This window comes from Streptomyces thermolilacinus SPC6, assembly GCF_000478605.2.
In the GTDB taxonomy this organism is placed as follows: Bacteria; Actinomycetota; Actinomycetes; order Streptomycetales; family Streptomycetaceae; genus Streptomyces; species Streptomyces thermolilacinus.
This window is the reverse complement of sequence record NZ_ASHX02000001.1, coordinates 3,309,769-3,333,515: the sequence shown is the minus strand read 5'-3', so window position 1 is coordinate 3,333,515 and position 23,747 is coordinate 3,309,769. Positions and strand designations below refer to the sequence as shown.

20 protein-coding genes and 1 pseudogene are annotated in these 23,747 nt (G+C 73.3%); 14 read left to right on the top strand and 7 right to left on the bottom strand.

Translation table 11 applies throughout. From position 1 onward, the window contains the following. Positions 1-107: 107 nt before the first annotated feature. Positions 108-554 carry an ATP-binding protein gene (locus tag J116_RS14330; protein WP_028964050.1) on the bottom strand — a complete coding sequence of 149 codons (447 nt, stop codon included), beginning with the start codon at positions 552-554 and terminating at the stop codon, positions 108-110. Between the two features lie 217 nt (positions 555-771). Between J116_RS14330 and J116_RS14325 the strand changes: the two genes are divergently transcribed. The 9 genes and pseudogenes from J116_RS14325 to J116_RS14285 all read left to right on the top strand — a co-directional run bounded on the left by J116_RS14325 (position 772) and on the right by J116_RS14285 (position 11,157). After that, the gene (locus J116_RS14325) at positions 772-1,566 is read left to right on the top strand and encodes a hypothetical protein (protein WP_023587756.1); all 795 of its coding nucleotides are present in this window, start codon (positions 772-774) and stop codon (positions 1,564-1,566) included. A 413-nt stretch (positions 1,567-1,979) separates the two neighbouring features. Then, positions 1,980-2,720, top strand: coding sequence for a YcnI family copper-binding membrane protein (locus J116_RS14320; protein WP_023587755.1), 741 nt, complete (start codon positions 1,980-1,982; stop codon positions 2,718-2,720). 102 nt (positions 2,721-2,822) lie between these two features. Then, the gene (locus J116_RS14315) at positions 2,823-3,467 is read left to right on the top strand and encodes an SCO family protein (RefSeq protein ID WP_028964048.1); all 645 of its coding nucleotides are present in this window, start codon (positions 2,823-2,825) and stop codon (positions 3,465-3,467) included. Continuing rightward, positions 3,464-3,946, top strand: a pseudogene (locus J116_RS14310) (copper chaperone PCu(A)C); the annotation flags it as partial. The gene J116_RS14315 and the pseudogene J116_RS14310, both read left to right, overlap by 4 nt. 109 nt (positions 3,947-4,055) lie before the next feature. Beyond that, on the top strand, positions 4,056-6,008 hold the full coding sequence (locus tag J116_RS14305; protein ID WP_023587752.1) for a copper resistance protein CopC: 1,953 nt from the start codon (positions 4,056-4,058) through the stop codon (positions 6,006-6,008). A gap of 7 nt (positions 6,009-6,015) precedes the next feature. After that, a complete protein-coding gene (efeB, locus tag J116_RS14300) occupies positions 6,016-7,272 on the top strand; it encodes an iron uptake transporter deferrochelatase/peroxidase subunit (protein WP_023587751.1) in 1,257 nt (418 codons plus the stop codon). A 208-nt stretch (positions 7,273-7,480) separates the two neighbouring features. After that, entirely contained in the window at positions 7,481-8,419 is a 939-nt protein-coding gene (pheA, locus tag J116_RS14295) for a prephenate dehydratase (RefSeq protein ID WP_023587750.1), read from the top strand. A gap of 657 nt (positions 8,420-9,076) precedes the next feature. Then, the gene (serS, locus tag J116_RS14290; protein ID WP_023587749.1) at positions 9,077-10,354 is read left to right on the top strand and encodes a serine--tRNA ligase; all 1,278 of its coding nucleotides are present in this window, start codon (positions 9,077-9,079) and stop codon (positions 10,352-10,354) included. Further along, complete coding sequence (locus J116_RS14285; protein WP_023587748.1) at positions 10,351-11,157, top strand: HAD family hydrolase; 807 nt, start codon at positions 10,351-10,353, stop codon at positions 11,155-11,157. Before serS ends, J116_RS14285 begins: the two co-directional genes overlap by 4 nt. Before the next feature lie 181 nt (positions 11,158-11,338). Here the strand turns inward: J116_RS14285 and lpdA are convergent, their stop codons facing one another. The 5 genes from lpdA to J116_RS14260 all read right to left on the bottom strand — a co-directional run bounded on the left by lpdA (position 11,339) and on the right by J116_RS14260 (position 16,504). After that, complete coding sequence (lpdA, locus tag J116_RS14280; protein WP_023587747.1) at positions 11,339-12,742, bottom strand: dihydrolipoyl dehydrogenase; 1,404 nt, start codon at positions 12,740-12,742, stop codon at positions 11,339-11,341. A gap of 219 nt (positions 12,743-12,961) precedes the next feature. Beyond that, positions 12,962-13,684: an ABC transporter permease gene (locus J116_RS14275; RefSeq protein ID WP_023587746.1), complete on the bottom strand. Its 723-nt coding sequence runs from the start codon at positions 13,682-13,684 to the stop codon at positions 12,962-12,964. Positions 13,685-13,699: 15 nt separating this feature from the next. Further along, positions 13,700-14,611, bottom strand: coding sequence for an ABC transporter ATP-binding protein (locus tag J116_RS14270; protein ID WP_023587745.1), 912 nt, complete (start codon positions 14,609-14,611; stop codon positions 13,700-13,702). A 49-nt stretch (positions 14,612-14,660) separates the two neighbouring features. Then, a complete protein-coding gene (locus J116_RS14265; protein ID WP_023587744.1) occupies positions 14,661-15,539 on the bottom strand; it encodes an ABC transporter permease in 879 nt (292 codons plus the stop codon). Further along, complete coding sequence (locus J116_RS14260) at positions 15,536-16,504, bottom strand: ABC transporter ATP-binding protein (RefSeq protein WP_023587743.1); 969 nt, start codon at positions 16,502-16,504, stop codon at positions 15,536-15,538. Before J116_RS14260 ends, J116_RS14265 begins: the two co-directional genes overlap by 4 nt. A 256-nt stretch (positions 16,505-16,760) precedes the next feature. Between J116_RS14260 and J116_RS14255 the strand changes: the two genes are divergently transcribed. From J116_RS14255 to J116_RS14235, 5 genes are all read left to right on the top strand, one after another. Beyond that, positions 16,761-18,530 (top strand): SDR family oxidoreductase, encoded by a 1,770-nt coding sequence (locus J116_RS14255; protein ID WP_023587742.1) that lies wholly within the window; start codon positions 16,761-16,763, stop codon positions 18,528-18,530. Positions 18,531-18,741: 211 nt separating this feature from the next. Then, a complete protein-coding gene (locus J116_RS14250) occupies positions 18,742-19,689 on the top strand; it encodes a MerR family transcriptional regulator (RefSeq protein WP_023587741.1) in 948 nt (315 codons plus the stop codon). A gap of 166 nt (positions 19,690-19,855) precedes the next feature. Next, the gene (locus J116_RS14245) at positions 19,856-20,398 is read left to right on the top strand and encodes an RNA 2'-phosphotransferase (RefSeq protein ID WP_023587740.1); all 543 of its coding nucleotides are present in this window, start codon (positions 19,856-19,858) and stop codon (positions 20,396-20,398) included. A gap of 39 nt (positions 20,399-20,437) precedes the next feature. Next, positions 20,438-21,343: an LLM class flavin-dependent oxidoreductase gene (locus J116_RS14240; protein WP_023587739.1), complete on the top strand. Its 906-nt coding sequence runs from the start codon at positions 20,438-20,440 to the stop codon at positions 21,341-21,343. 93 nt (positions 21,344-21,436) lie between these two features. Further along, positions 21,437-22,357, top strand: a complete 921-nt coding sequence (locus J116_RS14235; RefSeq protein WP_394331484.1) for a Cof-type HAD-IIB family hydrolase — start codon at positions 21,437-21,439, stop codon at positions 22,355-22,357. 130 nt (positions 22,358-22,487) lie between these two features. Here J116_RS14235 and J116_RS14230 read toward each other — a convergent pair whose 3' ends face one another. Next, positions 22,488-23,639 (bottom strand): M23 family metallopeptidase, encoded by a 1,152-nt coding sequence (locus J116_RS14230; RefSeq protein WP_028964046.1) that lies wholly within the window; start codon positions 23,637-23,639, stop codon positions 22,488-22,490. Between the last annotated feature and the right edge of the window lie 108 nt (positions 23,640-23,747).

Below are 23,747 nucleotides of genomic sequence, written 5' to 3'. Positions count from 1 at the left end.
CGGGTCGCCGGGTCGCCGGGTCGCCGGGTCGCCGGGTCGCCGAGCCGCACTGTTTCACGTGAAACACGACGCTGGTTTCACGTGAAACACGTATCGGGCCGGTCGGGTCAGGTGGTGAGCGCGACGGGCGCGTCCGCCCGCCACTTCACGCTCTTGTCGAAGGACACGACGGCGCCGCCGCGTCCGGCCCGGTTTCCGAAGTGAACGTGGTCGGCCAGCTCCTCGATCAGCCGGAGCCCGCGGCCGCTCTCCGCGTCCACGGGCACGGTGTTCGTGGTGATGGCGCACACCGGCTCCTGCGGGAAACCCGGCCCGGAGTCGGCCACCTCGATACGGCACTTCTCCCCGTCCAGGTAGGCCGTCACCCGGAACTCGGCGGATCCTTCCCCGGCGTGCTCGACCGCGTTGGCGCAGGCCTCGCCGAGCGCCAGCGACAGGTCGTAGGAGGTGTCGGGATCGACCCCCGCGGTCTCCATCGTGCCGAGGAGGAGACGTCGGGCGAGCGGGACGCTCGCAGCTTCGCGCCGCAAATGGAGGGACCACCAGATGCTCATGCTTCAGCCTCCTGGCCGCGCTCGACGTACCGTTACGTATTGCCGCATATCCGGCGCGTAAGCATGAGGTTGACGCGCGATCCCTCGATCAGCGGATGCGTCTGCTCCGGACGCCGGTGTATGAGCGCGGGGGTGTCTTTCGGGACTCCGGCGCCAAAGGCGACGTACCGGACCTGCCGTAGGGGCGGCGGGGGCGTGGTGGGATGATGGCCCGGCCATGTCTGTCCCCCCTGGTCCACGGCTGCTCAGGGCCGCGGTGTTCGCCGCGGTCTGCGTCGTGCTGTCCGCGCTCGGGCACTCCCTGGCAGCCGGACAGGCGGTTCCCTGGTGGACGCTGACCGTCGGCTTCGGCTGCGTCCTCGTCCTCGCCCTGCCCCTCACCGGGCGGGAGCGCCCGCTGCCGACGATCACGGCGGCCCTGGCGGGCGGACAGCTGGCCCTCCACACGGTCTACGGGATCGGGCAGGAGCACGCCGCTCCGGCCGGTGCCGGTGGTCCCGCGAACGACGCGCTGATCCGGGCGGCCGCCCGGCTGGTGTGCGGCGGCGGGACGGTCAGGCCGATCACCGCCGACGAGGCGCACCGGATCGTGACGACGGCGGGCCTCGACCCGGCCACCGCCGCGGCCGCGGCCGGTCCGGCTCCGGTCGCCGTGGCACCCGTCGACCAGCTGGTCCTGCCGAGCCTGTCAATGGTCCTGGCGCACCTGCTGGCCGCGCTTCCGGCCGGCTGGCTGCTGCGCCGCGGCGACCTCGCGCTGCTGCGCCTGTCCCGGCTGGCCCGGCTCACGGCGCGCGGCGCCGTCGAGGCCGCCGAGGAAGCGCTCGTACGGGCGCTGCGGGCCGCTCTCGTTCTCGTACGCCTTCTGCTCGCCGGGGCGCGGTCGCTGCTCGGCGCCGGGCCACGGGCGGCGCGTGTACGGGAGGACGGCCCTTCGGCCCTGGCGGCCGGGGCCCTCCAGCACACGGTGATCAGGCGCGGCCCCCCGGCCACCCTCGCCCTCGCGGCCTGACCGGCCCGACCGGCGCGGCTCCCCGACTCGGCACGAACCGACCCGGCCGGGGCCGCCGTCCAGGACCAGGTCCGCCGCCTCCCGGCCCGACGCGGCCCGCCACCGGCGTGCCCGCGTCCCCGACGACATGACGCACCCGCGTACGCCACGCACCACCCCGAAGCGCCCTGCGTCCCCACCGCCCCGCGTCCGGCACAGGACCCACAGCACGGACAGGCCCAGCAGGGTCGGCAGGCCCGACAGGCCCGGCAGGGTCGACAGGACCGGCCTTCGGCAGTGACGGGCGCATCCGGCCCGACGGCATGTCCCGGGCGGCGGGCCCGTGAGTGGATCGGCGGCGCCGGCCCGTACTGACGCGCGTGTCCGCGCACCCGTGTCCTCGTCTTTCCCCCGTACCCCTGGAGTGTTCCGCCATGAACGTCCCCCGTCTGTCCTCGCGTCTCGCCCTCGTCGGCGGGACCGCCGTCTCGTCCGTCCTGCTGCTCTCCTCGGCCGCGTACGCCCATGTGACCGTCCAGCCGCAGGGCCAGGCCGCCAAGGGCGGCTACGCCACGGTCAACTTCAAGGTGCCCAACGAGCGGGACGGCGCCTCCACCGTGAAGCTGGAGGTCACGCTGCCCACGGACCACCCGATCGCGTCCGTGATGCCGCAGCCCGTGCCCGGCTGGACCGTCAAGGTCGAGAAGGCGAAGCTCGCCGAGCCGCTGGACCTGCACGGCAAGAAGATCACCGAGGCCCCCTCCAAGATCACCTGGACGGCGGACGGCTCGAAGATCGAGCCCGGGCAGTTCCAGCAGTTCCCCGTGTCGCTCGGCCGCCTGCCCGAGGACACCGAGCAGCTCGTCTTCAAGGCCCTCCAGACGTACGACAACAAGGAAGTCGTGCGCTGGATCGAGGAGCCGAAGGAAGGCGCCGCCGAGCCCGACTCCCCCGCGCCCGTGCTGAAGCTGTCCGCCGCCGAGGACGATGCCCACGGCGCCAAGCCCGGAGCCGCCGGGGCTCAGCAGGCCGCCGACAGGGACGCGGAGAAGAGCGAGACGGCGTCGGCCGATGTGAGCGACCCCACCGCCCGGGTCCTCGGCGTGGTCGGCATCCTGGTCGGAGCCGTCGGCGTCGCCTACGGCGCCCTGGCCGGCCGCCGCCGCTCCGCCTGAGCCCCGGCCCCTCCATCTCCCGCCCCTACTGATCTGAGAGAACACGTGATGCGCACTCCCCTCCGCACCGCGCGGCCCCGTCGGGCGGCCCGGCGCACCCAGATGATCGCCGCGGCGCTCGCCACCGCCTCCGCCCTGGCCCTGACGGCGTGCGGCCCCGAGTCGGAGACGGGCAGCAGCCCCGTCGCCGACGTGTCGGTGGCGCCCGGCTCCGGGAAGCCCGGCACCGTCCTCGACCGCCCCTTCGAGAAGCCGCAGATCGTCCTCACCGACACCACCGGCAAGCCGTACGACCTGCGCGCCCGCACCAAGGGCAAGCCGACCCTCGTCTACTTCGGCTACACCCACTGCCCCGACGTGTGCCCGCTGACGATGAGCAACATCGCCGAGGCGATGAAGCAGCTCCCGAAGGCCGACCGGGACAAGCTCGAAGTCGTCTTCGTCACCACCGACCCCGAGCGCGACACGCCCGCCGAGCTCGCCAAGTGGCTGCCGTCCGCGGGCGACCCGAGCTTCGTCGGCCTCAGCGGCGAGTTCGCGAAGATCCAGGCAGGCGCCCGCCAGCTCGGCATCGGCATCGACCCGCCGTCCAAGGACAAGGACGGCAAGGTCGTCTCGATGCACGGCGCGCAGGTGCTGGCGTTCTCCCCGAAGACCGACCGCGGCTATGTCGTCTACGGCGAGAACACCACCGTCGAGGAGTACGCCAAGGACCTGCCGAAGCTCATCCGTGGGGAGAACCCGTGACCCGCAGCACCACCACCGCCGCCCTCTCCGCCTCGCTCGCGCTGGTCGCGGGCCTGGCGCTGGGCGGCTGCTCGTCCGCCGGACCGGGCGAGTCCGCCGGCCAGGCGGACGGCACGCCGCGGCTGAAGGTCAGCGGGGCCTTCATCCCGGAGCCGGTGAACGCCGCCATGGCGGGCGGCTTCCTCACCGTCACCAACACCGGCGACACGGGTGACACGCTCACCTCCGTCACCAGCGACCTCTCCGACGACGTGCAGCTGCACGAGACGAAGAACCAGAAGATGCGGCAGGTCGAGTCCTTCGACGTGCCCGCGCACGGCGAACTGCGGCTGGAGCGCGGCGGCAGCCATCTGATGTTCATGGAGCTGAAGCGCACCCCGAAGCAGGGGGACAAGGTCAGGATCGAGCTGCGCTTCAAGGAGTCGGACCCGATCGCCGTGGAGGTCCCGGTCGAGGCCAGGACCCACAACCCGCAGCGGTCCGGGGAGTCCGGGGAGCACACGCAGCACGGCGGGACGAGCGCCCACCAGCACCAGCCGCAGGAACAGCAGCAGCACGGCACGCGGCACTGAGCGACGAGGATCGACGATGACGGCCACCGCCCCACGCCCCGCAGCCCCCGCCCCTCGGGCGCCGGGCGCGTCGGCGCTGCGCGCACCGGCGTACCGGCTGCTGGCGCTGCTGCTGCTCACCGCGGCGCTGCTCGGCACCGTGCTGTCCGGCGCGGCGTCCGCACACTCGACGCTGACCGGCAGCGACCCGTCGGACGGGGCGGTGGTCGCCACCGCGCCGCAGCGCGTCACGCTCACCTTCTCCGAGCAGGTCGCGCTGGGCGACGACAGCATCCGCGTGCTGGAGCCCAGCGGGAAGCGCGCCGACTCCGGGGAGCTGCGCGACCTGTGCAGCGGCTCGGTCGTCAAGTACGGCGTGGATCTGCGCGACGGGCTGCCCGACGGCACGTACACCGTGGCGTGGCAGGCCGTGTCGGCGGACAGCCACCCCATCTCCGGGGCGTTCAGCTTCTCCATCGGGAAACCGTCCGCCACGAAGGTCGTCCTGCCCAAGGAGCAGCCCGGCGGCGGGCTCGTCGGATGGCTCTACGACGGCGGGCGGTACGTGTCGTACGCGGGCTTCACCGTCCTGGTCGGCGGCTGCGCGTTCGTCCTGGCCTGCTGGCCGCGCGGCGCGTCCGTGCGGCCGGTGCAGCGGCTCGTCGCGTACGGCTGGGTGACGTTCACCGCCGCCACGCTGGCGCTGCTGATGCTGCGCGGGCCGTACACCGGGTCGGGGGAGCTGGGCGACGCGTTCGACCTGGGCGTGCTCCGGGAGGTGCTGGACACCAGGACGGGCGCCGCGCTCACCTCGCGCCTGCTCCTCGCGGGCGCGGCGGCGCTGTTCGTGGCGGTGCTGTTCGGCCCGTACGCGCGGCGCGAGGGGCCGGGAGACCGGCGGGACCTCGTGTACGGGCTGGCGGTCGGCGGGACGATCGTCGCGGCCGGTACCGCCGGGACGTGGGCGCTGTCGGAGCACGCCTCGACGGGTGTGCAGCCCGGGCTCGCCATGCCGCTGGACGTGGTGCACCTGCTGGCCGTCGCCGTCTGGCTGGGCGGGCTCACGGCGCTGGTCGTCGCGCTGTACCGGGAGCCGTCGATCGAGCGCGGCGCCGTAGAGCGGTACTCGCGGCTGGCGTTCGGCGCCGTCGTGGTGCTGGCGGCGACGGGGCTGTACCAGTCGTGGCGGCAGGTCGGCACGTGGACGGCGCTGACCGGCACCGCGTACGGGCGGCTGCTGCTGGTGAAGGTGGGGCTCGTCGCCGTCCTGCTGGGCGTCGGCTGGATCTCCCGTCGGTGGACGCGCCGGCTCGGGGAGACGGTACGCGTCCCGGCACAGCGGCAGGACGGCGACGAGGGCCTGGAGGGCACGGCCCGCGAGGAGGCGGCCCCGGCCCCGGAGGCCGTCGCCGATCCGGTGCGTGCCGCGCAGCTCGCCCGGCAGCGGGCCGCGGTCGCCGTCGCGCGTGAGCGGCGGGTACGGGACGCCGACCCGGCGCGGGCCGGGCTGCGCCGCTCGGTCCTCGCCGAGACGGCCGTCGTCGTGGTGCTCCTCGCGGTGACCACCGCGCTCACCGCGACCGAACCGGGCCGCAGCCAGGAGCAGGCCGACCGGGCGCGGGCCGCCACCGCGACCGCCGTGCCGGACCGGCCGGTCGACGTGAGCCTGCCGTTCGACACGGGCGGCCCGAACGGCACGGGCACCGTCCGGCTGAACCTCGACCCGGGCCGGTCCGGCGGCAACGCCCTGCGGGTCGCCGTCGCGGGGGCGGACGGGAAGCCGCGCGACGTGGCCGAGCTGAAGGTGTCGTTCACGCTCGACGCGCAGGAGATCGGGCCGCTGCCGGTCGCGCTCGAACGGGACGCCGCCGGCCGCTGGACCGCCCGCTCGGCTCAGCTGCCGATGCCCGGCGACTGGCGCGTCCGGGTGACGGTGCGGACGTCCGACATCGACCAGACCACCATCGACAAGAACGTGAAGATCGGTTGACCTGACCATGAGCGACAGCGACAGCGACAACCTGGAGATTTCGAGGCGCCGGCTCCTCGGCACCGTGGGCGCGGCGGGGGCGGCCGGGCTCGCGCTCGGCGGGGCCGGCGGTGCCGCCGGGTACGCGGTCCTCGGCGACGCGGGCGACGGCGGCGGGCCCGCGCTCACGACGGTGGGCTCGGCCCGCGTGCCGTTCCGGGGCGCCCACCAGGCGGGCATCACCCAGCCGTCGCAGGCGCGCGGCCACCTGGTGGCGTTCGACCTGGCGCCCGGCGCGGGCCGCAAGGAGGCCGTCGCGCTGATGCGGCGCTGGTCGCGGGTGGCCGAGCTGCTGATGGCCGGTGAACCGGCGGGCGGCGCGGACAGCGGAGTCGCGCGGGACGCCGGGCCGTGCTCCCTGACGGTGACGTTCGGCTTCGGGGCGTCCTTCTTCGACCGTACGGGCCTGGTGGCGCGGCGCCCCGCGCAGCTGGAGCCGCTCCCGGCGTTCTCGTCCGACCGGCTCGACCCCAAGCGGTCCGACGGCGACCTGTGGGTGCAGATCGGCGCCGACGACGCGCTGGTCGCCTTCCACGCGCTGCGGACCGTGCAGCGCGAGGCGGGCGCGGCGGCGAAGGTGCGCTGGCAGATGAACGGCTTCAACCGTTCGCCCGGCGCGACCGCGCACCCCATGACGGCCCGCAATCTGATGGGGCAGGTCGACGGCACGGGCAACCCGAAGCCGACCGACCCCGGTTTCGACGGGCACGTCTTCGTGGCGCCGGGCGGCGACCAGCCGTGGATGGCGGGCGGCTCGTACGCGGTGGTGCGGCGTATCCGGATGCTGCTGGACGACTGGGAGAAGCTGCCGCTCAAGGACCAGGAGGCGGTGATAGGCCGGCGCAAGTCGGACGGCGCCCCACTGACGGGCGGTACGGAGACGACGGAGCCGGACCTCGACAAGCTGGGCCCGGACGGCAAGCCGGTGATCCCGGCCGACGCGCACGCGCGGATCTCGGCGCCCGAGCAGAACGGCGGGGCGACGATGCTGCGCCGCCCGTTCTCGTACCACGACGGGATCGGCCCGGACGGGACGCCGGACGCGGGCCTGCTGTTCATCTGCTGGCAGGCGGACCCGCGCAAGGGCTTCGTGCCGGTGCAGCGGAAGCTGGACCGGGGCGACGCGCTGTCGCCGTTCATCCGCCACGAGTCCAGTGCCCTGTTCGCCGTGCCGGGCGGCCCGGCGGATGGGGAGTACGTGGGCCAGCGGCTGCTGGAGGCGTGACCGTACGGACACGGGGCGCCCCGCGCGGTGCGGGGCCCGGGTCGCGCAGTACGGGCGCGGAACACAGGTCCCGGGTCCCGCGGTATCCGGGGGCCTGCGCGGGGCTCCGGCCGGGGGGTGCGGGCGGGCGTACGGGGGTCTCGTTCCGCCCGGCGGCCGCTGCTCGAAGGGGGCAGCGGGGCGGGGTCCGGCGCATTAGGGTGACAGTATGTCGGCCACGCGATTCACCTACCTCGGCCCCGAGGGCACCTTCACCGAGGCGGCCCTGCGGACGCTGCCGGAAGCCGCGACACGCGAGCTGGTGCCGATGGTGTCGGTACCCGCCGCCCTGGACGCGGTACGCAACGGGGAGGCCGCCGCCGCGCTCGTACCGATCGAGAACTCGGTGGAGGGCGGGGTGACCGCGACGCTGGACGAGCTGGCTTCGGGCAGGCCGCTGATGATCTACCGCGAGGTGCTGCTGCCGATCGCGTTCGCACTGCTGGTGCGGCCGGGCACGCAGCTGGCCGACATCAAGACGGTGACCGGGCACCCGGTGGCCCAGCCGCAGGTGCGGAACTGGCTGCGCGCCAACCTCCCGGAGGCCGTGTGGGAGTCGGCCGCGTCGAACGCGGACGGGGCGCGGCTGGTGCAGGAGGGCCGGTACGACGCGGCGTTCGCGGGGGAGTTCGCGGCAGCGACGTACGGTCTCGAAGCCCTGGTCACGGAGATCCACGACGCGGAGAACGCCGAGACGCGGTTCGTGCTGGTGGGACGTCCGGCGCGGCCCGCCGCGCCGACCGGCGCGGACAAGACGTCGATGGTGATCTGGCTGCGCGACGACCACCCGGGCGCGCTGCTGGAGCTCCTCCAGGAGTTCGCCGTCCGCGGTGTCAACCTGATGCTGATCCAGTCGCGTCCCACCGGCGCGGGAATCGGCAACTACTGCTTCGCCGTGGACGCCGAGGGGCATATCTCGGACCGGCGGGTGGGCGAGGCGCTGATGGGGCTGAAGCGGATCTGCCCGAATGTGCGTTTCCTCGGTTCGTATCCGAGGGCCGGTGTCTCGGCGGACGACGTGCGGGGGCCGCGGCTCGGTACGTCGGACGCCGACTTCACCGCGGCGGCCGACTGGCTGGCCCGCTGCCAGGACGGCCGCGGCGCCTGATCCGTCGTACGGGCCTTCGGCCGCCGGGGCCCGCGCACGGGCACGTGGAGGTTGGGCCCGCGTCCCGGGCCCTCGGCCGCGGAGGCGCGTGGGGGCCGATTTCCGGTAGGGGCCTGCGGCGGTCGGCATTCCGTACGGCCTGTGCGGGCGGACGTCCGGTCGCGCGGGCTCGCTCCACGGAGGACACGGAGTTATCCACAGAGCCTGGGGGTTGCCTGGGGACAAGTCGACATCTCGGCACCACTCAACCCCCACCCGAACCGGACAAGGTCGATAAATCGGCGTAGTGACCACACCTGCGTCCACAGTCCGCTTTGTCCCTCACGTCATCCTCATTCCTCCGATCGACCCTTTAGGGCGAGGAATTCCCACCCGAATGAGCGTCCGGAACAGGTTTGAGCGAGGAAACGGACTGCGGGCGGACGCCTTTCGGCGTGATCATTCCGGAGTCCACATTTCTTGCACACAGCCTGTGGATAACATTTCCCGCCCCCAGACTCCTGTGGAAAGGTGACGCGCGTGGACCGGCCTTTACCCAAGAATGATGGATCTTTCACCGCCATCATCAATAAGTCCGGCAATTGGGGCAAAGTGACACGCTGGGGCGGCGTCGATATGCGGTCGGGTGCGGCTGGTGCACACCGGTAGCCTGGTGGGGTGATTGACCTTCGCCTGCTCCGTGAGGACCCCGACCGTGTTCGCGCCTCCCAGCGCGCCCGTGGAGAGGACGTCGACCTCGTCGACGCCCTGCTCTCCGCCGATGAGCGGCGCAGGTCGTCCGGCGCCCGCTTCGACGAGCTCCGCTCCGAACAGAAGTCGCTCGGCAAGCTGATCCCCAAGGCCTCCCCCGAGGAGCGGGCCGAGCTGCTCAAGCGGGCCGAGCAGCTGAAGGCCGATGTCAAGGCCGCCGACGCCGAGCAGCACGAGGCCGACGAGGAGGCCCGCCGCCTGCTGCTCCAGCTTGGGAACCTGGTCCACCCGGAGGTGCCGGTCGGCGGCGAGGAGGACTTCGTCGTCCTGGAGACGCACGGCACGATCCGCGACTTCGCCGCCGAGGGCTTCGAGCCGAAGGACCACCTGGAGCTGGGCGAGGCGCTGGGCGCCATCGACGTCGAGCGCGGTGCGAAGGTGTCCGGCTCGCGCTTCTACTACCTGACCGGTGTCGGCGCGCTGCTGGAGCTCGCGCTCGTCAACGCGGCCATCGCGCAGGCCACCGAGGCCGGTTTCATCCCGATGCTCACGCCGACGCTGGTCCGCCCGCGCGCCATGGAGGGCACCGGCTTCCTCGGCCAGGCCGCCGAGAACGTCTACCACCTGGAGAAGGACGACTACTACCTGGTGGGCACGTCCGAGGTGCCGCTCGCCGCGTACCACATGGACGAGATCCTCGACGCCGACAAGCTGCCGCTGCGGTACGCCGGGTTCTCCCCCTGCTACCGCCGCGAGGCCGGTACGTACGGCAAGGACACCCGCGGCATCTTCCGCGTCCACCAGTTCGACAAGGTCGAGATGTTCTCGTACGTCGCTCCGGAGGAGGCCGAGGCCGAGCACAAGCGGCTGCTGGAGTGGGAGAAGCAGTGGCTGACGGCCCTGGAGCTGCCGTTCCAGGTGATCGACGTGGCCAGCGGTGACCTGGGGGCGTCCGCGTCGCGCAAGTACGACTGCGAGGCGTGGATCCCGACGCAGGGCAAGTACCGCGAGCTGACCTCCGCGTCGAACTGCGACAGCTTCCAGGCCCGCCGCCTGTCCGTCCGCATGCGCGACGGCAAGACGGTCCAGCCGCTCGCGACGCTGAACGGCACGCTCTGCGCCGTGCCGCGCACGATCGTGGCGATCCTGGAGAACCACCAGCTGGCCGACGGCTCGGTCCGGGTGCCCGAGATCCTGCGGCCGTACCTCGGCGGGCGGGAGCTGCTGGAGCCCGTGGCCAAGTGAGCCCCTTCCCCTACCGGCTCGTCGCGACCGACCTCGACGGGACGCTGCTGCGCCCCGACGGGACCGTGTCGCAGCGCACGCGCGACGCGCTCGCCGCCGCCACGGCGGCGGGCGCCGCGCACATCGTGGTCACCGGCCGTTCCGTGCCCTGGACCCGGGCGATCCTCGACGACCTCGGCTACGAGGGCCTCGCGGTGTGCGGGCAGGGCGCGCAGGTCTACCACGCGGGCGAGCACCGGCTGCTGACGTCGGTGACGCTGGACCGGCAGCTCGCGGGGCTCGCCCTGTCGAAGCTGGAGGCCGAGGTGGGCCCGCTGGCGCTGGCCGCCAGCCGGGACGGCCTGGACGGCGAGGTGCTGGTCGGCTCGGGCTACGCGGTACAGGACGGCCCCCTGCCGTACCTGCCGTTGGAGGACCCGGCGGACCTGTGGTCGGCGCCGCTGAACAAGGTGTACATCCAGCACCCGGACCTGGACGACGACGCGCTGACGGCCGCCGCGCGCCAGGTGGTCGGCGGCCTCGTGGACGTCGTGATGGCGGGCGCGGGGATAGTGGAGATCCTGCCGCTGGGCCTCAGCAAGGCGACCGGCCTCTCGCTGGCGGCGCGCCGCCTGGGCGTGAAGGCGGCGGACACGATCGCGTTCGGCGACATGCCGAACGACATCCCCATGTTCGCCTGGGCGCGGCACGGCGTGGCCATGGCCGACGCCCACGACGACCTGAAGGCCGTCGCCGACGAGGTCACGGCGGCCAGCGACGAGGACGGCATCGCCGTGACTTTGGAGCGGCTGCTCTCGCGCTGACCTTCCGGACGCGGACCCGGTGCGGGCCGCGTACGGGAGAGGGGCGGCGGCCCCGCGCGGGTGCGCGGGGCCGCCGCCCCTCTCCCGTTTCCCGGAGACCGTTCTTGCGGACCGCTGTCCGGCGACCCTCGCCCGGAGACCCATGTCCGGCGGCCGTTCTCCGCAGACCGCCGCCCGCGGATCAGAAGTTGATCATGTGTCCGGCGAGGCCGTGCACGGCCTCCTTGACCGCCTCGCCCAGCGTCGGGTGGGCGTGCACATTGCGCGCGACCTCGTGGACCGTGAGGTCCCACTGCTGGGCCAGCGTCAGCTCGGGCAGCAGCTCCGTGACGTCGGGGCCGATCAGGTGGGCGCCGATGATCTCGCCGTACTTCGCGTCGCTGATGAGCTTCACGAAGCCCGTCGAGTCGCCGAGGCCGTGCGCCTTGCCGTTCGCCATGAACGGGAACTTGGCGACCTTGACGTCGAAGCCCTTCTCGCGCGCCTGCTCCTCCGTCCAGCCGAAGCTGGCGATCTGCGGCTGGCAGTACGTCGCGCGCGGGATCATCGGGTAGTCGAGCTCCATCGTCTCGGCGCCCGCGATGGTCTCGGCGGCCACGACGCCCATCGACTCGGCCGTGTGCGCCAGCATCAGCTTCGCGGTCACGTCACCGATGGCGTAGATGTGCGGCACCGACGTGCGGCAGCGGCCGTCCACGTCGATGGCGCCGCGCTCGGTGAGCCGTACGCCCGCCGCCTCCAGGCCGTAGCCCGTGACGTTCGGCGCGAAGCCGATCGCCTGGAGGACCTTGTCGGCCTCCAGCACCTGCTGGGCGCCGTCCTTGCCGGTGACCGTGACCCGGACCTGCGGGCCCGACTCGTCGATCGTCTCCACGCGCGTGGAGGTCAGCACGTCGATGCCGAGCTTGCGGTACTGCTTGGCCAGCTCCGCCGAGACGTCCTTGTCCTCCAGCGGCGCGATCCGGTCGAGGAACTCGACGATCGTGACCTTCACGCCGTAGTTGTGCAGGACGTAGGCGAACTCGACGCCGATCGCGCCCGCGCCCGCGATGACGACGGAGCCCGGCAGGTCCTCGGTGAGGATCTGCTCCTCGTACGTGACGACGCGGTCGCTGCGGCGCGTGCCGGGCAGCAGACGCGGCGAGGCACCGGTCGCGATGATGCAGTTGTCGAACGAGATCGTGGTGGTCGAGCCGTCGGCCTGGGCCACCTCGAGCGTGTTCGCGTCGAGGAACGTGCCCCGGCCCGTGAACTCGGTGATCTTGTTCTTCTTCATCAGGAAGTGAACGCCCTTGACCCGGCCGTCCGCGACGCGGCGGCTGCGCCGGAACGCCTCGCCGTAGTCGAAGGAGACCTGGCCGTCGACCTTGATGCCGAACGTCTTCGCCTCGTGGGTGAAGATGTGCGCCAGCTCGGCGTTCCGCAGCAGCGCCTTGGTCGGGATGCACCCGACGTTCAGGCAGACGCCGCCCCAGTACTTCTCCTCCACCACCGCGACACGCTTGCCCAGCTGGGCCGCGCGGATCGCCGCGACGTAACCGCCCGGGCCGGCTCCGAGCACGACGACATCGAAGCGGTCTGACATGGCTTGCTCCCCAGAGTGTGAGTGCGGGTCGTACGGGCCGTGTGGGTCGCGCCCGGGCCCACAGTAATCCCGTGGGGCGCCGGGCGCTGCGACGGCCGTCTCCCTGTGGAAAACCCTCGCGCGCGACCCGCGAACGGCCCTGAGGCGCCCCGGAACCGACCCCGGAGCGCCCCGGAACCGACCCTGAGGCGCCCCCACGGGAGCACTCTCGGGCGGGCCCTACTCCTCGCCCGCCAGGGTCAGCGTCCGCAGCTTCCACCCGGCGAACCAGGTGGCGGCCACGGTCACCACGACCAGGAGCACCGCCGCGACCGACAGCGACACGTCGGACGAGACCAGCCCCTCGCCCCGCGTGACCTTCTCCGCGACGGCGAGGGCCCACTGCTGGACGCTCAGCGTGCGCGCCCCGGAGATGACGCCGCCGAACAGGTTCTCCCACACCAGCGCGTAGACGAGACCGAAGACGACGGCGTGCCGGCTGACCGTGCCGAGGAGCAGGAACAGGGCGCTGTACGCGATGGACGCGACGAGCGCGGCGACCGTGTAGGCGACGGCGACCTGCTGGCCGTTGCCGTTGAGGATCATGCCGGCGACGAACGTGGGGACCGCCGAGAAGACCATGGTCACGGCGATGGCGACGATCAGCTTGGTGAAGATGATCGTGTGCCGCTTCACCGGCTTGGCGAGCAGGTAGACGACCGAGCCGTCGTCGATCTCCGGTCCGATCGCGCCCGTGCCCGCGATGACGCCGATCAGCGGCACCATCGTGGCGAGCGCGAACCCGCCGAGGAGATCCGCGGCAACCTGGTCGTCGGCGCCCTGGAAGACGCGGACGGCGGCCGAGATGGCGATCAGCAGGGCGGGCAGGACGAACAGGATGGCCGCGCGGCGGCGGCCGAGGAGCCCGCGGTAGGTGAGCCGGGCGACTGTGGGGTGGTACATGGTCGAGGGCTCCCTTCAGGCCGCGACGAGGTACGAGAAGACCGACTCGAGGGACTCGTCCGAAGGCGAGACCGTCAGCAGCCGGATGGAGTGCTCGCGGGCGACCCGCGGCAGCAGCTCGGTGAACCGGCCGAAGTCCACTGCCTGGACGCGCAGGAGGCCCTCGCGCACGTCCACCTCGATACCGGCGGTCGAGGGGTCGGCGATCAGCGCGGCGGCCAGGGCCCGGTCGTCGCTGGAGCGCACCACGTAGCGGTGCGGCCGGTCCGTCATCAGGCGGCGGATGCGGCGGAAGTCGCCGCTGGCCGCGTGCCGTCCGGCGACGATGACCTCGATGTGGGAGGCGAGTTGCTCGACCTCCTCCAGGATGTGCGAGGAGAACAGGACCGTACGGCCCTCTCCGCCCATGCGCCGCAGCAGGTCCATCAGCTGCATGCGCTGGCGCGGGTCCATGCCGTTGAACGGCTCGTCGAGGAGGAGCACCGCCGGGTCGTGGACGAGGGCGGACGCCATCTTCACGCGCTGCCGCATGCCCTTGCTGTACGTGCCGATCTTCCGGTCCTGCGCGTACTCCATCTCGACGGTGGCGAGCGCGCGCTGGGCCTCCGCCGCGCCGAGGCCGTGCAGTTCGGCGTTGGCGACGACGAACTCGCGGCCCGTCAGGAAGTCGTACATCGCCTCCCGCTCCGGCACGACGCCGATGTGGCGGTAGACGGACTCGTTGCGCCAGACCGGCTGTCCGTCGAGGGTGACCGAGCCGGCGGACGGGGCGAGGAAGCCGCCCATCATGTTGATGAGGGTGGACTTGCCGGCGCCGTTCGGGCCGAGGAGGCCGGTCACGCCGGGGCCGATGGACATGGTGACGTCGTTGACGGCGACCACGTTGCCGAACCAGCGGGAGACACGGTCGATGGAGAGGACGCTCATGGGCGCAGCCCCTTCTCGGGAAGGGTGGTGGTGGGCGACGGGAGGGAGGTCACAGCCCGGCCTTTCGGTAGCGGCGCATCAACGCGGCGTACGAACCGGCGATGAGCGCGAGAACGGCCAGGAGGTAGACCGCGCCGGTGGCGGCGTCCGGTCCCACCTCGCCGGGGAAGGACGTGGTGGCGCCGAGGAAGGCGGTCTGCACGCCGTCGACGAGGGTGATCGGCGAGAACAGGCCGAGCCAGGTCACGGCGTTCAGGTTGTCCGTGGCCCAGGCGATGGCCTGGAGGGTGGTGACGGCGCCGTACGTGATGAACAGCGCGCCGATCACGGCGGCGACGCCGAAGCCGCGGCGGGGCGTCAGGGCGGCCAGCAGCAGGGCGATCCCGCTGAAGAGGACCGACAGCAGCGCCACGGACACCAGGCCCTGCGCGAAGTCCTTCGTCTGCTCGGCGAAGTCCATCTTCGCCAGCAGCGAGCCCACGTAGAGGATCAGCAGCGGCGCCGAGGTCAGGATGAACAGGGCGGACGCCATCGCGCCGTACTTGGCGACGACGTAGTCGGCCCGTTCGATGGGCCGCGAGAAGTACAGCGGGACGGTGCGGAAGCGCAGGTCGCGCGAGACGGACTGCGGCGCCTGGCTGGCCACGTAGAGGTAGATCACCAGCTGCATGACCATGGCGTAGCGGGTGTAGTCCAGCATCAGCCGGTCCGCCTTGGAGATGACGGCCACCGCGACAACGATCAGCGCAGGCGCGCACATGACGCCGAAGAGGATCATCGGCAGCACCTTCGACTTGGCGCTGCGGCCGAGACCGTAGGCGCCGCGGAGGGACTGGACGTACAGGGACCTGCGCGCGTAGGCGCGGCCGAGGCGGGGTCCGTCGTACTTGCGGTACCCGATGTTGTGGATCTGCGTCTCGGTACTCATCGGGACCGCACCTCCAGGGGCTGGTCGGCCGCGGCGTCGGGACGGAACACCTCGGCGATGTGGTGGCGGCGCTGTTCCATCCGGACGAGGCCGAGGCCCAGATCGGCGACGGTGTCGCGCACGATGTCGTACGTCTCCTCGCCGGTGGCCTCCAGCAGCAGGATGTGGCCGGCGCCCGGCAAGCCCTCCTCCACGCGCGCGTGGAGGGCCACTCCGGCGGCGGTGAGCGCCGCGCGGAGGGCGGCCGTGCCGTCGGGGTGCGTGTCGGAGCCGGTGACCTCGACCGCGACGGTGGCCATGGTCTGGGTGAAGTCGCTGGTGGAGCTGGAGCGCAGGAGGCGGCCGCCGTCGATGACGACGACGTGGTCGCAGGTCCGTTCCAGCTCGCCCAGCAGGTGCGACGTGACCAGCACGGAGATGCCGAAGTCCGTCCACACGCGGCGGATGAGGCCGAGCATCTCGTCGCGGCCGACCGGGTCGAGGCCGTTCGTCGGCTCGTCGAGGAGGACAAGCTGCGGGTCGTGGACCAGCGCCTGGGCGAGCTTCACCCGCTGCTTCATGCCGGTCGAGTAGCCGCCCATGGGGCGGTAGCGCTCCTCGTACAGGCCGACGTGGCGCAGCGTGTCGGCGGTCCGCTCGCGGGCGGCGGCCGGCGGGAGCCCCGACATGCGGGCCATGTGGACGACGAACTCGGTGGCCGAGACGTCCGGCGGCAGGCAGTCGTGCTCCGGCATGTAGCCGACGCGTTCACGGATGGCGGGGCCGTCCGTCGCCACGTCGAGGCCGAGGACCTTGGCGTGGCCCTCGGTGGCGGGGGACAGACCCAGCAGGATCTTGATCATGGTGGACTTACCGGCTCCGTTGGCACCCACAAGTCCGGTCACACCGGGCCCGATGTCCAGGGAGAGCCGGTCGAGAGCGGTCACCCGGGGGAACCGCTTGCTGAGGCTTTCGGTGGCGATCACAGTCACGCCTCGACGGTAGTGGCGCGGGCCACAGTCCACGTCAGCCCTGACGGCTGGATCGTGTCCGACTCCAGGCGTACGTGACCCGTACGGGAGGGGTAGGCCTCGGGGTTTTCCACAGACGCTGGGCCGGAGGGTTCTCCACAGGCGCGGGAGGCCCCCTTGACCTCGCCGCCGGGCATTGTCACATTCGTTGATGTCAACGTGCTGGCTGAGGCGGGCCGCTGTGCGGGCGCCTACGGGACGGGGGTTGGGCATGAGTCTGCTGAGGGGCGCCCGCGAGCGGTGGGTCCGCACGGGCGGGATCGAGCTGTGCGTCGCGGAGATGGGCGATCCGGACCGGCCGACGGTGGTGCTGGTGCACGGTTACCCGGACTCCAAGGAGGTGTGGTCCGAGGTCGCCCGGCGGCTGGCCGACCGGTTCCATGTCGTCCTCTACGACGTGCGGGGGCACGGGCGTTCCACGGCGCCGGTGCCGCTGCGGGGCGGTTTCACGCTGGAGAAGCTGACGGACGACTTCCTGGCGGTCGCGGACGCGGTGAGCCGGGACCGCCCGGTCCACCTGGTGGGGCACGACTGGGGTTCGGTGCAGGGCTGGGAGTTCGCGACCGTCGGGCGCACCAGGGGCAGGATCGCCTCGTTCACGTCGATGTCGGGGCCGTCGCTGGACCACTTCGGCCACTGGATGAAGGAGCGGGTGGCCCGGCCGACACCGCGCCGGGTCGGCCAGGTGCTGGGGCAGGGCGCGCGGTCCTGGTACGTGTATCTGCTGCACACGCCGGTGCTGCCAGAACTTGCCTGGCGGGGCCCGCTCGGCAAGCGCTGGCCCGGCCTGCTGCGGCGGGTGGAGAAGGTGCCCACCGACGGCTATCCGACCGGGTCGCTGCCGCAGGACGCGGCGCGCGGCGCGTGGCTGTACCGGGACAACGTCCGCTCGCGGATGCTGCGGCCCCGCCCGGACGCGTACGCGCACGTGCCGGTGCAGCTGATCACGCCGACCGGTGACGCCTTCCTGTCGGAGCGGCTGTACGACGACCTGTCCCGGTGGGCGCCCCGGCTGGTGCGGCGCACGCTGCCGGTGAAGCACTGGGTGCCGCGCACCCGGCCGGACCAGCTCGCCGCGTGGATCGCCGAGTTCGTGACCGCGCACGAGGAGGGCGGTGCCGCGCTGCCGCCCGCCGTCGTGTCGGGAAGGCGGTACGCCGACCGGTTCGGCGGGCAGCTGGTCGTGGTGACGGGCGCGGCGGGCGGTATCGGGCGGGCGACGGCCCTGGCGTTCGCGGAGGCCGGGGCGCGGGTGGTGGCCGTGGACCGGGACGCGGAGGGCGCGGCGCGCACGGCGGACCAGGCGCTGCGGGCGGGGGCGCCGGGCGCGTGGCCCGAGGTGGTGGACGTGGGCGACGAGCAGGCCATGGAGAAGCTCGCCGCACGGGTCGCCGCCGAGTACGGCACGGTCGACGTGCTGGTGAACAACGCCGGGATCGGCCTGTCGGGGTCGTTCTTCGACACGACGGCCGACGACTGGCGGAAGGTCCTCGACGTCAACCTGCTGGGCGTCGTCCACGGGTGCCGCTTCTTCGGCCGTCAGATGGTGGAGCGCGGCCAGGGCGGCCACATCGTGAACACGGCGTCGGCGGCCGCCTTCCAGCCCACGCGGCTGCTGCCCGCGTACGGCGCGTCGAAGGCGGCCGTGCTGATGCTCAGCGAGTCGCTGCGCGCCGAGCTGGCGGGCCGGGGCATCGGCGTGACGGCCATCTGCCCCGGCTTCGTGAACACCGGCATCACGGCGACGGCCCGCTTCGCCGGGGTCCCTGAGGTGGAGGAGCGACGGCTGCGGAAGCGCACGGCAGGGCTGTACGCGCGCAGGAACTACCCGCCGGAGAAGGTGGCTGCCGCGATCCTGCGGGCGGTCGCGGAGAACCGGCCCCTGGTGCCGGTCACCCCGGAGGCCCGTGCCGCCCACCTGCTGTCCCGCTTCGCCCCGGGCGCACTGCGGGCCCTGGCGCGGGTGAGGCCGCCGCTGTGAGGGCGCCTCGGGCCGCGGCAGGGCGCGACGGGGCTGCGCCGCGGGCCGGGCTGCGCCGCGGGCCGGGCTGCGCCGCGGGCCGGGCTGCGCCGCGGGCCGGGCTGCGCCGCGGGCCGGGCTGCGGCCGTCGTGGACGGGCCGTGCTGTGAGCGGGGCCCGGGGGCGGCCGTACGATCCCTGGCAGGACGGCCCGGGGCAGTAGGGAGCGAGTGTGTCCGAGCAGCCGGCCGGCCTGAGCGCGACGGTCGAGTACCGGATCGAGGACCTGGCGCACCTCAGCGGCGCCACGGTCCGTACGATCCGCGCCTACCAGGACCGGGGTCTGCTGCCCCGGCCCGAGCGGCGCGGCAGGTCCAACGTGTACGGGGAGGCCCATCTGGCGCGGCTTCGCCAGATCGCGGACCTCCTCGACCGGGGCTACAGCCTGGCCTCCATCAAGGAACTGCTGGAGGCCTGGGACAGGGGCCGGGGTCTCGGCGGGGTGCTGGGGCTGGTGGCCGAGGTGGACGGGCCGTGGACCGACGAGCAGGCCGACCGTGTCACGCGCGCGGAGCTGGACGCGGCGTTCGGCGGCGCCCCCGACGAGCGGGCCGTCGAGGAGGCCGTCGAGCTGGGCGTGCTGGAGCGGGTGCCGGGCCGGGACGACGAGTTCCTGGTGCCGAGCCCACAGGAGCTGGCGGTCGCGGCGGAGCTTTACGCGGCCGGCGTGCCGCTGCTCGCCGTCGCCGGGCACCTGCGGGAGCTGCGGGCGGAGGTCGAGCACATCGCCCTGCGGTTCCTGGAGTTCACCACCGAGCACGTCTTCGCCCGCCACCTCGGCCACCGCCCGCCGACGGACGCGGACGCGGACGCGGCGGCGGCCCTGGTGCGGCGGCTGCGCCCGCTCGCCCGCCAGACGGTGGACGCCGAACTGGCCCGGGCCATGCGGCTCCTCGCGAACCGCCACCTCCAGCGCCACCTCGCCCCAGGCGGCCCCCCGGAGCGGGACGAGGAGCCGCGCGCGGTCGTCCTGCCCGCCGCGACCGTCCGGGCCGTACGGGAGCTGGTCGGCGCGGAGAACACATCGGCCTTCATCGCGGCGGCTGCCGAACGGGAGGTGCGCGCAAGGACGCTGGATGCTCTCGCCGCCCGGCGCCGGGACGCGTCCGAGGACCACTGAGCCACGCCGCTGAGCCACCCCTGAGGCGGCCAGGACGCCCTACACCGGGCCCGGTTGTCCACAGAATCGCCAATAAGCCTGTGGATAAGTGGAGTTGGCTGTGGACCAAACCTGTTCCGCCGTTTTTCTGTGGCGGAACGGGCGTGATCCCTGACACGCTGCCGCCATGGACGAACGACGCACCGAGAAGGTGTCGAAGTACCTCTCGCGGCATCTGCGGCACCAGCCCGAGCGGATCGGCCTCGTCCTCGACCCGCAGGGCTGGGTCGCCGTCGAAGACCTGCTGAGCGCCATGGCCCGGCACGGCATGCCGCTCACCCGCGCCGAGCTTGAGCACGTCGTCGCCGTGAACGACAAGCGGCGCTTCGCCCTGGACGGCGACCGCATCCGGGCCAGCCAGGGTCACACCGTGGACGTGGACCTCGGCCTGCCGCCCGCCGCCCCGCCCGCGTACCTCTACCACGGCACCATCGCCGCAGCCCTGGACGCGATCCGTGCCGAGGGCCTGCGCCCCATGGGCCGCCACCACGTCCATCTCTCGCCCGACCGGGAGACCGCGACCAGGGTCGGGGCCCGGCGCGGGCGGCCGGTCGTCCTGGCCGTGGACGCGGGCGCCATGCACCGCGACGGCCATGTCTTCCACGTCAGCGCCAACGGGGTCTGGCTCACGGACGCGGTGCCCGCGCGCTACCTCCGCTTCAAGGAGTGATCGCGGCGTCCCCTCGGCGGGGCCCGTACGCTCGACGGCATGACTCTGCGCCTGAGCACCGTGATCCTCCCCGTCCGCCGCTGGCACGAGGGGGGCCGTGACCAGTGGACGCGCGCCGAGGAGCTGGGTTTCCACGCCGCGTACACGTACGACCACCTGTCCTGGCGGAGCTTCCGCGACGGCCCCTGGTTCGGCGCGGTCCCCACGCTGACCGCGGCCGCGGCGGCCACCGGCCGGATGCGGCTCGGCACGCTCGTCACCTCGCCGAACTTCCGCCACCCGGTGACGCTCGCCAAGGAGCTGATCTCCCTGGACGACATCTCCGGCGGCCGGATCACCCTCGGCATCGGCGCGGGCGGCAACGGCTTCGACGCGACGGCGCTCGGGCAGGAGCCGTGGACGCCCCGGGAGCGGGCGGACCGGTTCGCCGAGTTCGTGCCGCTGCTCGACCAGCTCCTCACCGAGGGCGCCGTCACCCACGAGGGCACGCACTACTCGGCGGACGAGGCCCGCAACGTGCCCGGCTGCGTCCAGCGGCCGCGCCTGCCGTTCGCCGTCGCGGCGACCGGGCCGCGCGGGATGCGCCTCGCCGCCCGGCACGGCCAGGCGTGGGTCACCACCGGGGACCCGAAGCTGTTCGAGACCGGCACGCCCGAGCAGTCGCGGGAGGCGCTCCGCGGGCAGGTGGAGAAGCTGGGCAAAGCGTGCGCCGACGCCGGCCGGGACGTGGCGGAACTGGACAAGATCCTGCTGACCGGATTCACCCCCGAGGCGAACGGCGTCCTGGACTCCGTGGACGCCTTCGTGGACTTCGCGGGACGCCACGCGGAGCTGGGTTTCGACGAGATCGTGGTGCACGCCCCCGTCCCGGACTCGGTGTTCGCCGCCGACGAGACGGTCTTCGAGCGGATCGCGACCGAGGGCATCACGCAGCTGAACGGCTGAGTTCCCCGGCGTGAACGGCCGGGGGTCACTTCGGCCGGGGCGCCGGTATCTCCGTGTTCATCCATTTCGCCTGTCGCCGGACACGCGGCTCAAATGCGCGGGGTTTCGCACGTTCGTGCGCCTGAGGGCGTGCTCATACGGGACAATGGGTGCGTGACCTCACCGACGACCTACTCCAGCAGCCGTCCGTTGTCGCAGAAGCGCCCGCGACTGATCGCCACCGATCTTGACGGAACGCTCCTGCGCGACGACAAGTCCGTGTCGGACCGGACGGTCGCGGCGCTCGCCGCCGCCGAGGAGGCCGGGATCGAGGTCTTCTTCGTCACCGGGCGGCCCGCCCGCTGGATGGATGTCGTCAGCGAGCACGTCCACGGCCACGGCCTGGCCATCTGCTCCAACGGCGCGGCCGTCGTGGACCTGCACGCCGGGCGGAAGATCGTCGAGGTGCGCGAGCTGGAGCGGCGCACGGCGTACGACGTCGTGGAGACCCTGCGGCGGGAGGCCCCGGGAACGGCCTTCGCGATGGAGTTCACCGACGGCATCCGCCACGAGCCGGACTACCCGCCCCTGCACCTGGACGCCGCCGTCACGGTCGGGCCCGCCGAGAAGCTGCTCCACGAGGACGTACCCGGAACCGGCACGCCACTGCTCAAGCTGCTGGCCCTCCACCGCGACCTCACACCCGACGGTTTCCTAGCCCTGGCCCGTACGGCCGCCGGGCACCGCGCCAACATCACCCGTTCCAGCCGCACCGCGCTGCTGGAGGTCAGCGGGCTCGGCGTCTCCAAGGCCAGCACGCTCGCCCTGTGCTGCGCCGAGCGCGGCATCTCGGCGGACGAGGTCGTGGCGTTCGGCGACATGCCCAACGACATCGAGATGCTCACTTGGGCGGGCACCTCGTACGCCATGGGCAACGCCCACCCTGACGTCGTCGCCGCCGCGTCCGGCCGGACGGTCGCCAACGAGGAGGACGGCGTCGCGGCCGTGATCGAGGAGATCCTCACGCGCTGCTGAGCCGCGTAGCGGCGAGCCGCCCGGTGGCCGGGCAACGTGCCTGGGCGCGGGCCGCCTGGTGCCGGGCCGCGTGGGTAGCGACTGTCGCCGAGCCGTCCTCGTCAGCGCGGCGCAGGAAGGCGACCGCCGACTACGGTCGCCGTCCTGCGAGCTCCACCCCGTGTTCCCGCAGCCAGGCCAGCGGGTCCACCCCCGAGCCGAGGTACGGGGTCAGGCGCACCTCGAAGTGCAGGTGCGGGCCCGTGGAGTTGCCGGTGGTCCCCGCCTGGCCCACCCACTGGCCGGCGACCACCCGCTGGCCCTGCTCCACGGCGGCCGACGCCAGGTGGGCGTACTGCGAGTACCAGCCGTTGTCGTGCCGTACGAGCACCTCGATGCCGAACGCGCCGCCGCACGACACGGCGTGCACGCGCCCCGCCCCGATGGACCGCACCGGCGTGCCGATGTCCAGGGCGAAGTCCTGCCCCGTGTGCCGCCGCGCCCAGTGCCGCCCCGCGCTGTCGAACCCGGCCGACAGCTCGTACCCGTCCGCCTCCGCCACCGGCGCCACCCACACCCGGCCGCGCTCCCCCCGCGCGCCGCCCGGCTGCTCCAGCCGCGCCGCGCCCCGGCAGCTGCCCGCCGCCACGCTGCGGTCCGCCTCCGCCTGGAGCCGCCACCGCGCCCGCTCCAGCCGCGCCTCCAGGTCCCGCCTCACCGCCGCGAGCCGGGCGTGGCGTGCCTCCAGGTCCCGCCACGCCGCCCGTGCCCGGTCCGCCGCCGCGTCCAGCAGCCGCTCGGCCCGGTCCGTGTTCCGCACCAGTCGGTTCACCGCCCGGCCCGCCTGCCGTGCGGCGCGCTCGGTGCGCAGCGCGTCCTCCGGGTCGTCGGCGAGCAGCAGCCGCGCGGTCACCGTCAGCACGCCGCCCGTCCGGTACTGGGCGCGGGCCACCTCGCCCGCGCGGCCGTGCAGGGCCGCCAGCTCGCGCCGCTTGGCGTCCAGCTCCGCCTGGAGCCGGTGTGCCCTCGCCCGTTGCGCGACCGCGGCGCGCCTGTCCCGCTCGTACGCCTCCGTGACCCGCGACGCCTCGGCGATCAGCCGCGCCACCTCGGCGCTCACAGCGGGACCGTCCGGTCCGGTGGCGTGGAGGGCGGGCGCGGCGACCGGGGTGGCGACCGCCGCAGCCGTCGTCGGTACCGCCGCGGCCGCTACCGGCGCAGCGGGGGGCGCGAGAGCGAGCAGGGCGGCCAGCGCGGACAGCGCCGGCCAGGGCAGTGACCGTCGGCCGTGGTGAGGGCGCATCCTGGGATGGTGGCCCCTCGGCCCCGGCTTCCCCGGCATCTCGACGCCCCGCCCGCCGCCGTACCGCCGTCCGGTGTACGGCCGTACCGCCGACCGGCCCACGCCGCG

Excerpts from the sequence above, each read along its gene's own strand:
- J116_RS14330 (WP_028964050.1), bottom strand. The coding sequence starts at position 554 with ATGAGCATCTGGTGGTCCCTCCATTTGCGGCGCGAAGCTGCGAGCGTC.
- J116_RS14325 (WP_023587756.1), top strand. The coding sequence starts at position 772 with ATGTCTGTCCCCCCTGGTCCACGGCTGCTCAGGGCCGCGGTGTTCGCC.
- J116_RS14320 (WP_023587755.1), top strand. The coding sequence starts at position 1,980 with ATGAACGTCCCCCGTCTGTCCTCGCGTCTCGCCCTCGTCGGCGGGACC.
- J116_RS14315 (WP_028964048.1), top strand. The coding sequence starts at position 2,823 with ATGATCGCCGCGGCGCTCGCCACCGCCTCCGCCCTGGCCCTGACGGCG.
- J116_RS14305 (WP_023587752.1), top strand. The coding sequence starts at position 4,056 with ATGACGGCCACCGCCCCACGCCCCGCAGCCCCCGCCCCTCGGGCGCCG.
- efeB (WP_023587751.1), top strand. The coding sequence starts at position 6,016 with ATGAGCGACAGCGACAGCGACAACCTGGAGATTTCGAGGCGCCGGCTC.
- pheA (WP_023587750.1), top strand. The coding sequence starts at position 7,481 with ATGTCGGCCACGCGATTCACCTACCTCGGCCCCGAGGGCACCTTCACC.
- lpdA (WP_023587747.1), bottom strand. The coding sequence starts at position 12,742 with ATGTCAGACCGCTTCGATGTCGTCGTGCTCGGAGCCGGCCCGGGCGGT.
- J116_RS14275 (WP_023587746.1), bottom strand. The coding sequence starts at position 13,684 with ATGTACCACCCCACAGTCGCCCGGCTCACCTACCGCGGGCTCCTCGGC.
- J116_RS14270 (WP_023587745.1), bottom strand. The coding sequence starts at position 14,611 with ATGAGCGTCCTCTCCATCGACCGTGTCTCCCGCTGGTTCGGCAACGTG.
- J116_RS14265 (WP_023587744.1), bottom strand. The coding sequence starts at position 15,539 with ATGAGTACCGAGACGCAGATCCACAACATCGGGTACCGCAAGTACGAC.
- J116_RS14255 (WP_023587742.1), top strand. The coding sequence starts at position 16,761 with ATGAGTCTGCTGAGGGGCGCCCGCGAGCGGTGGGTCCGCACGGGCGGG.
- J116_RS14245 (WP_023587740.1), top strand. The coding sequence starts at position 19,856 with ATGGACGAACGACGCACCGAGAAGGTGTCGAAGTACCTCTCGCGGCAT.
- J116_RS14240 (WP_023587739.1), top strand. The coding sequence starts at position 20,438 with ATGACTCTGCGCCTGAGCACCGTGATCCTCCCCGTCCGCCGCTGGCAC.
- J116_RS14235 (WP_394331484.1), top strand. The coding sequence starts at position 21,437 with ATGCGCGGGGTTTCGCACGTTCGTGCGCCTGAGGGCGTGCTCATACGG.
- J116_RS14230 (WP_028964046.1), bottom strand. The coding sequence starts at position 23,639 with ATGCGCCCTCACCACGGCCGACGGTCACTGCCCTGGCCGGCGCTGTCC.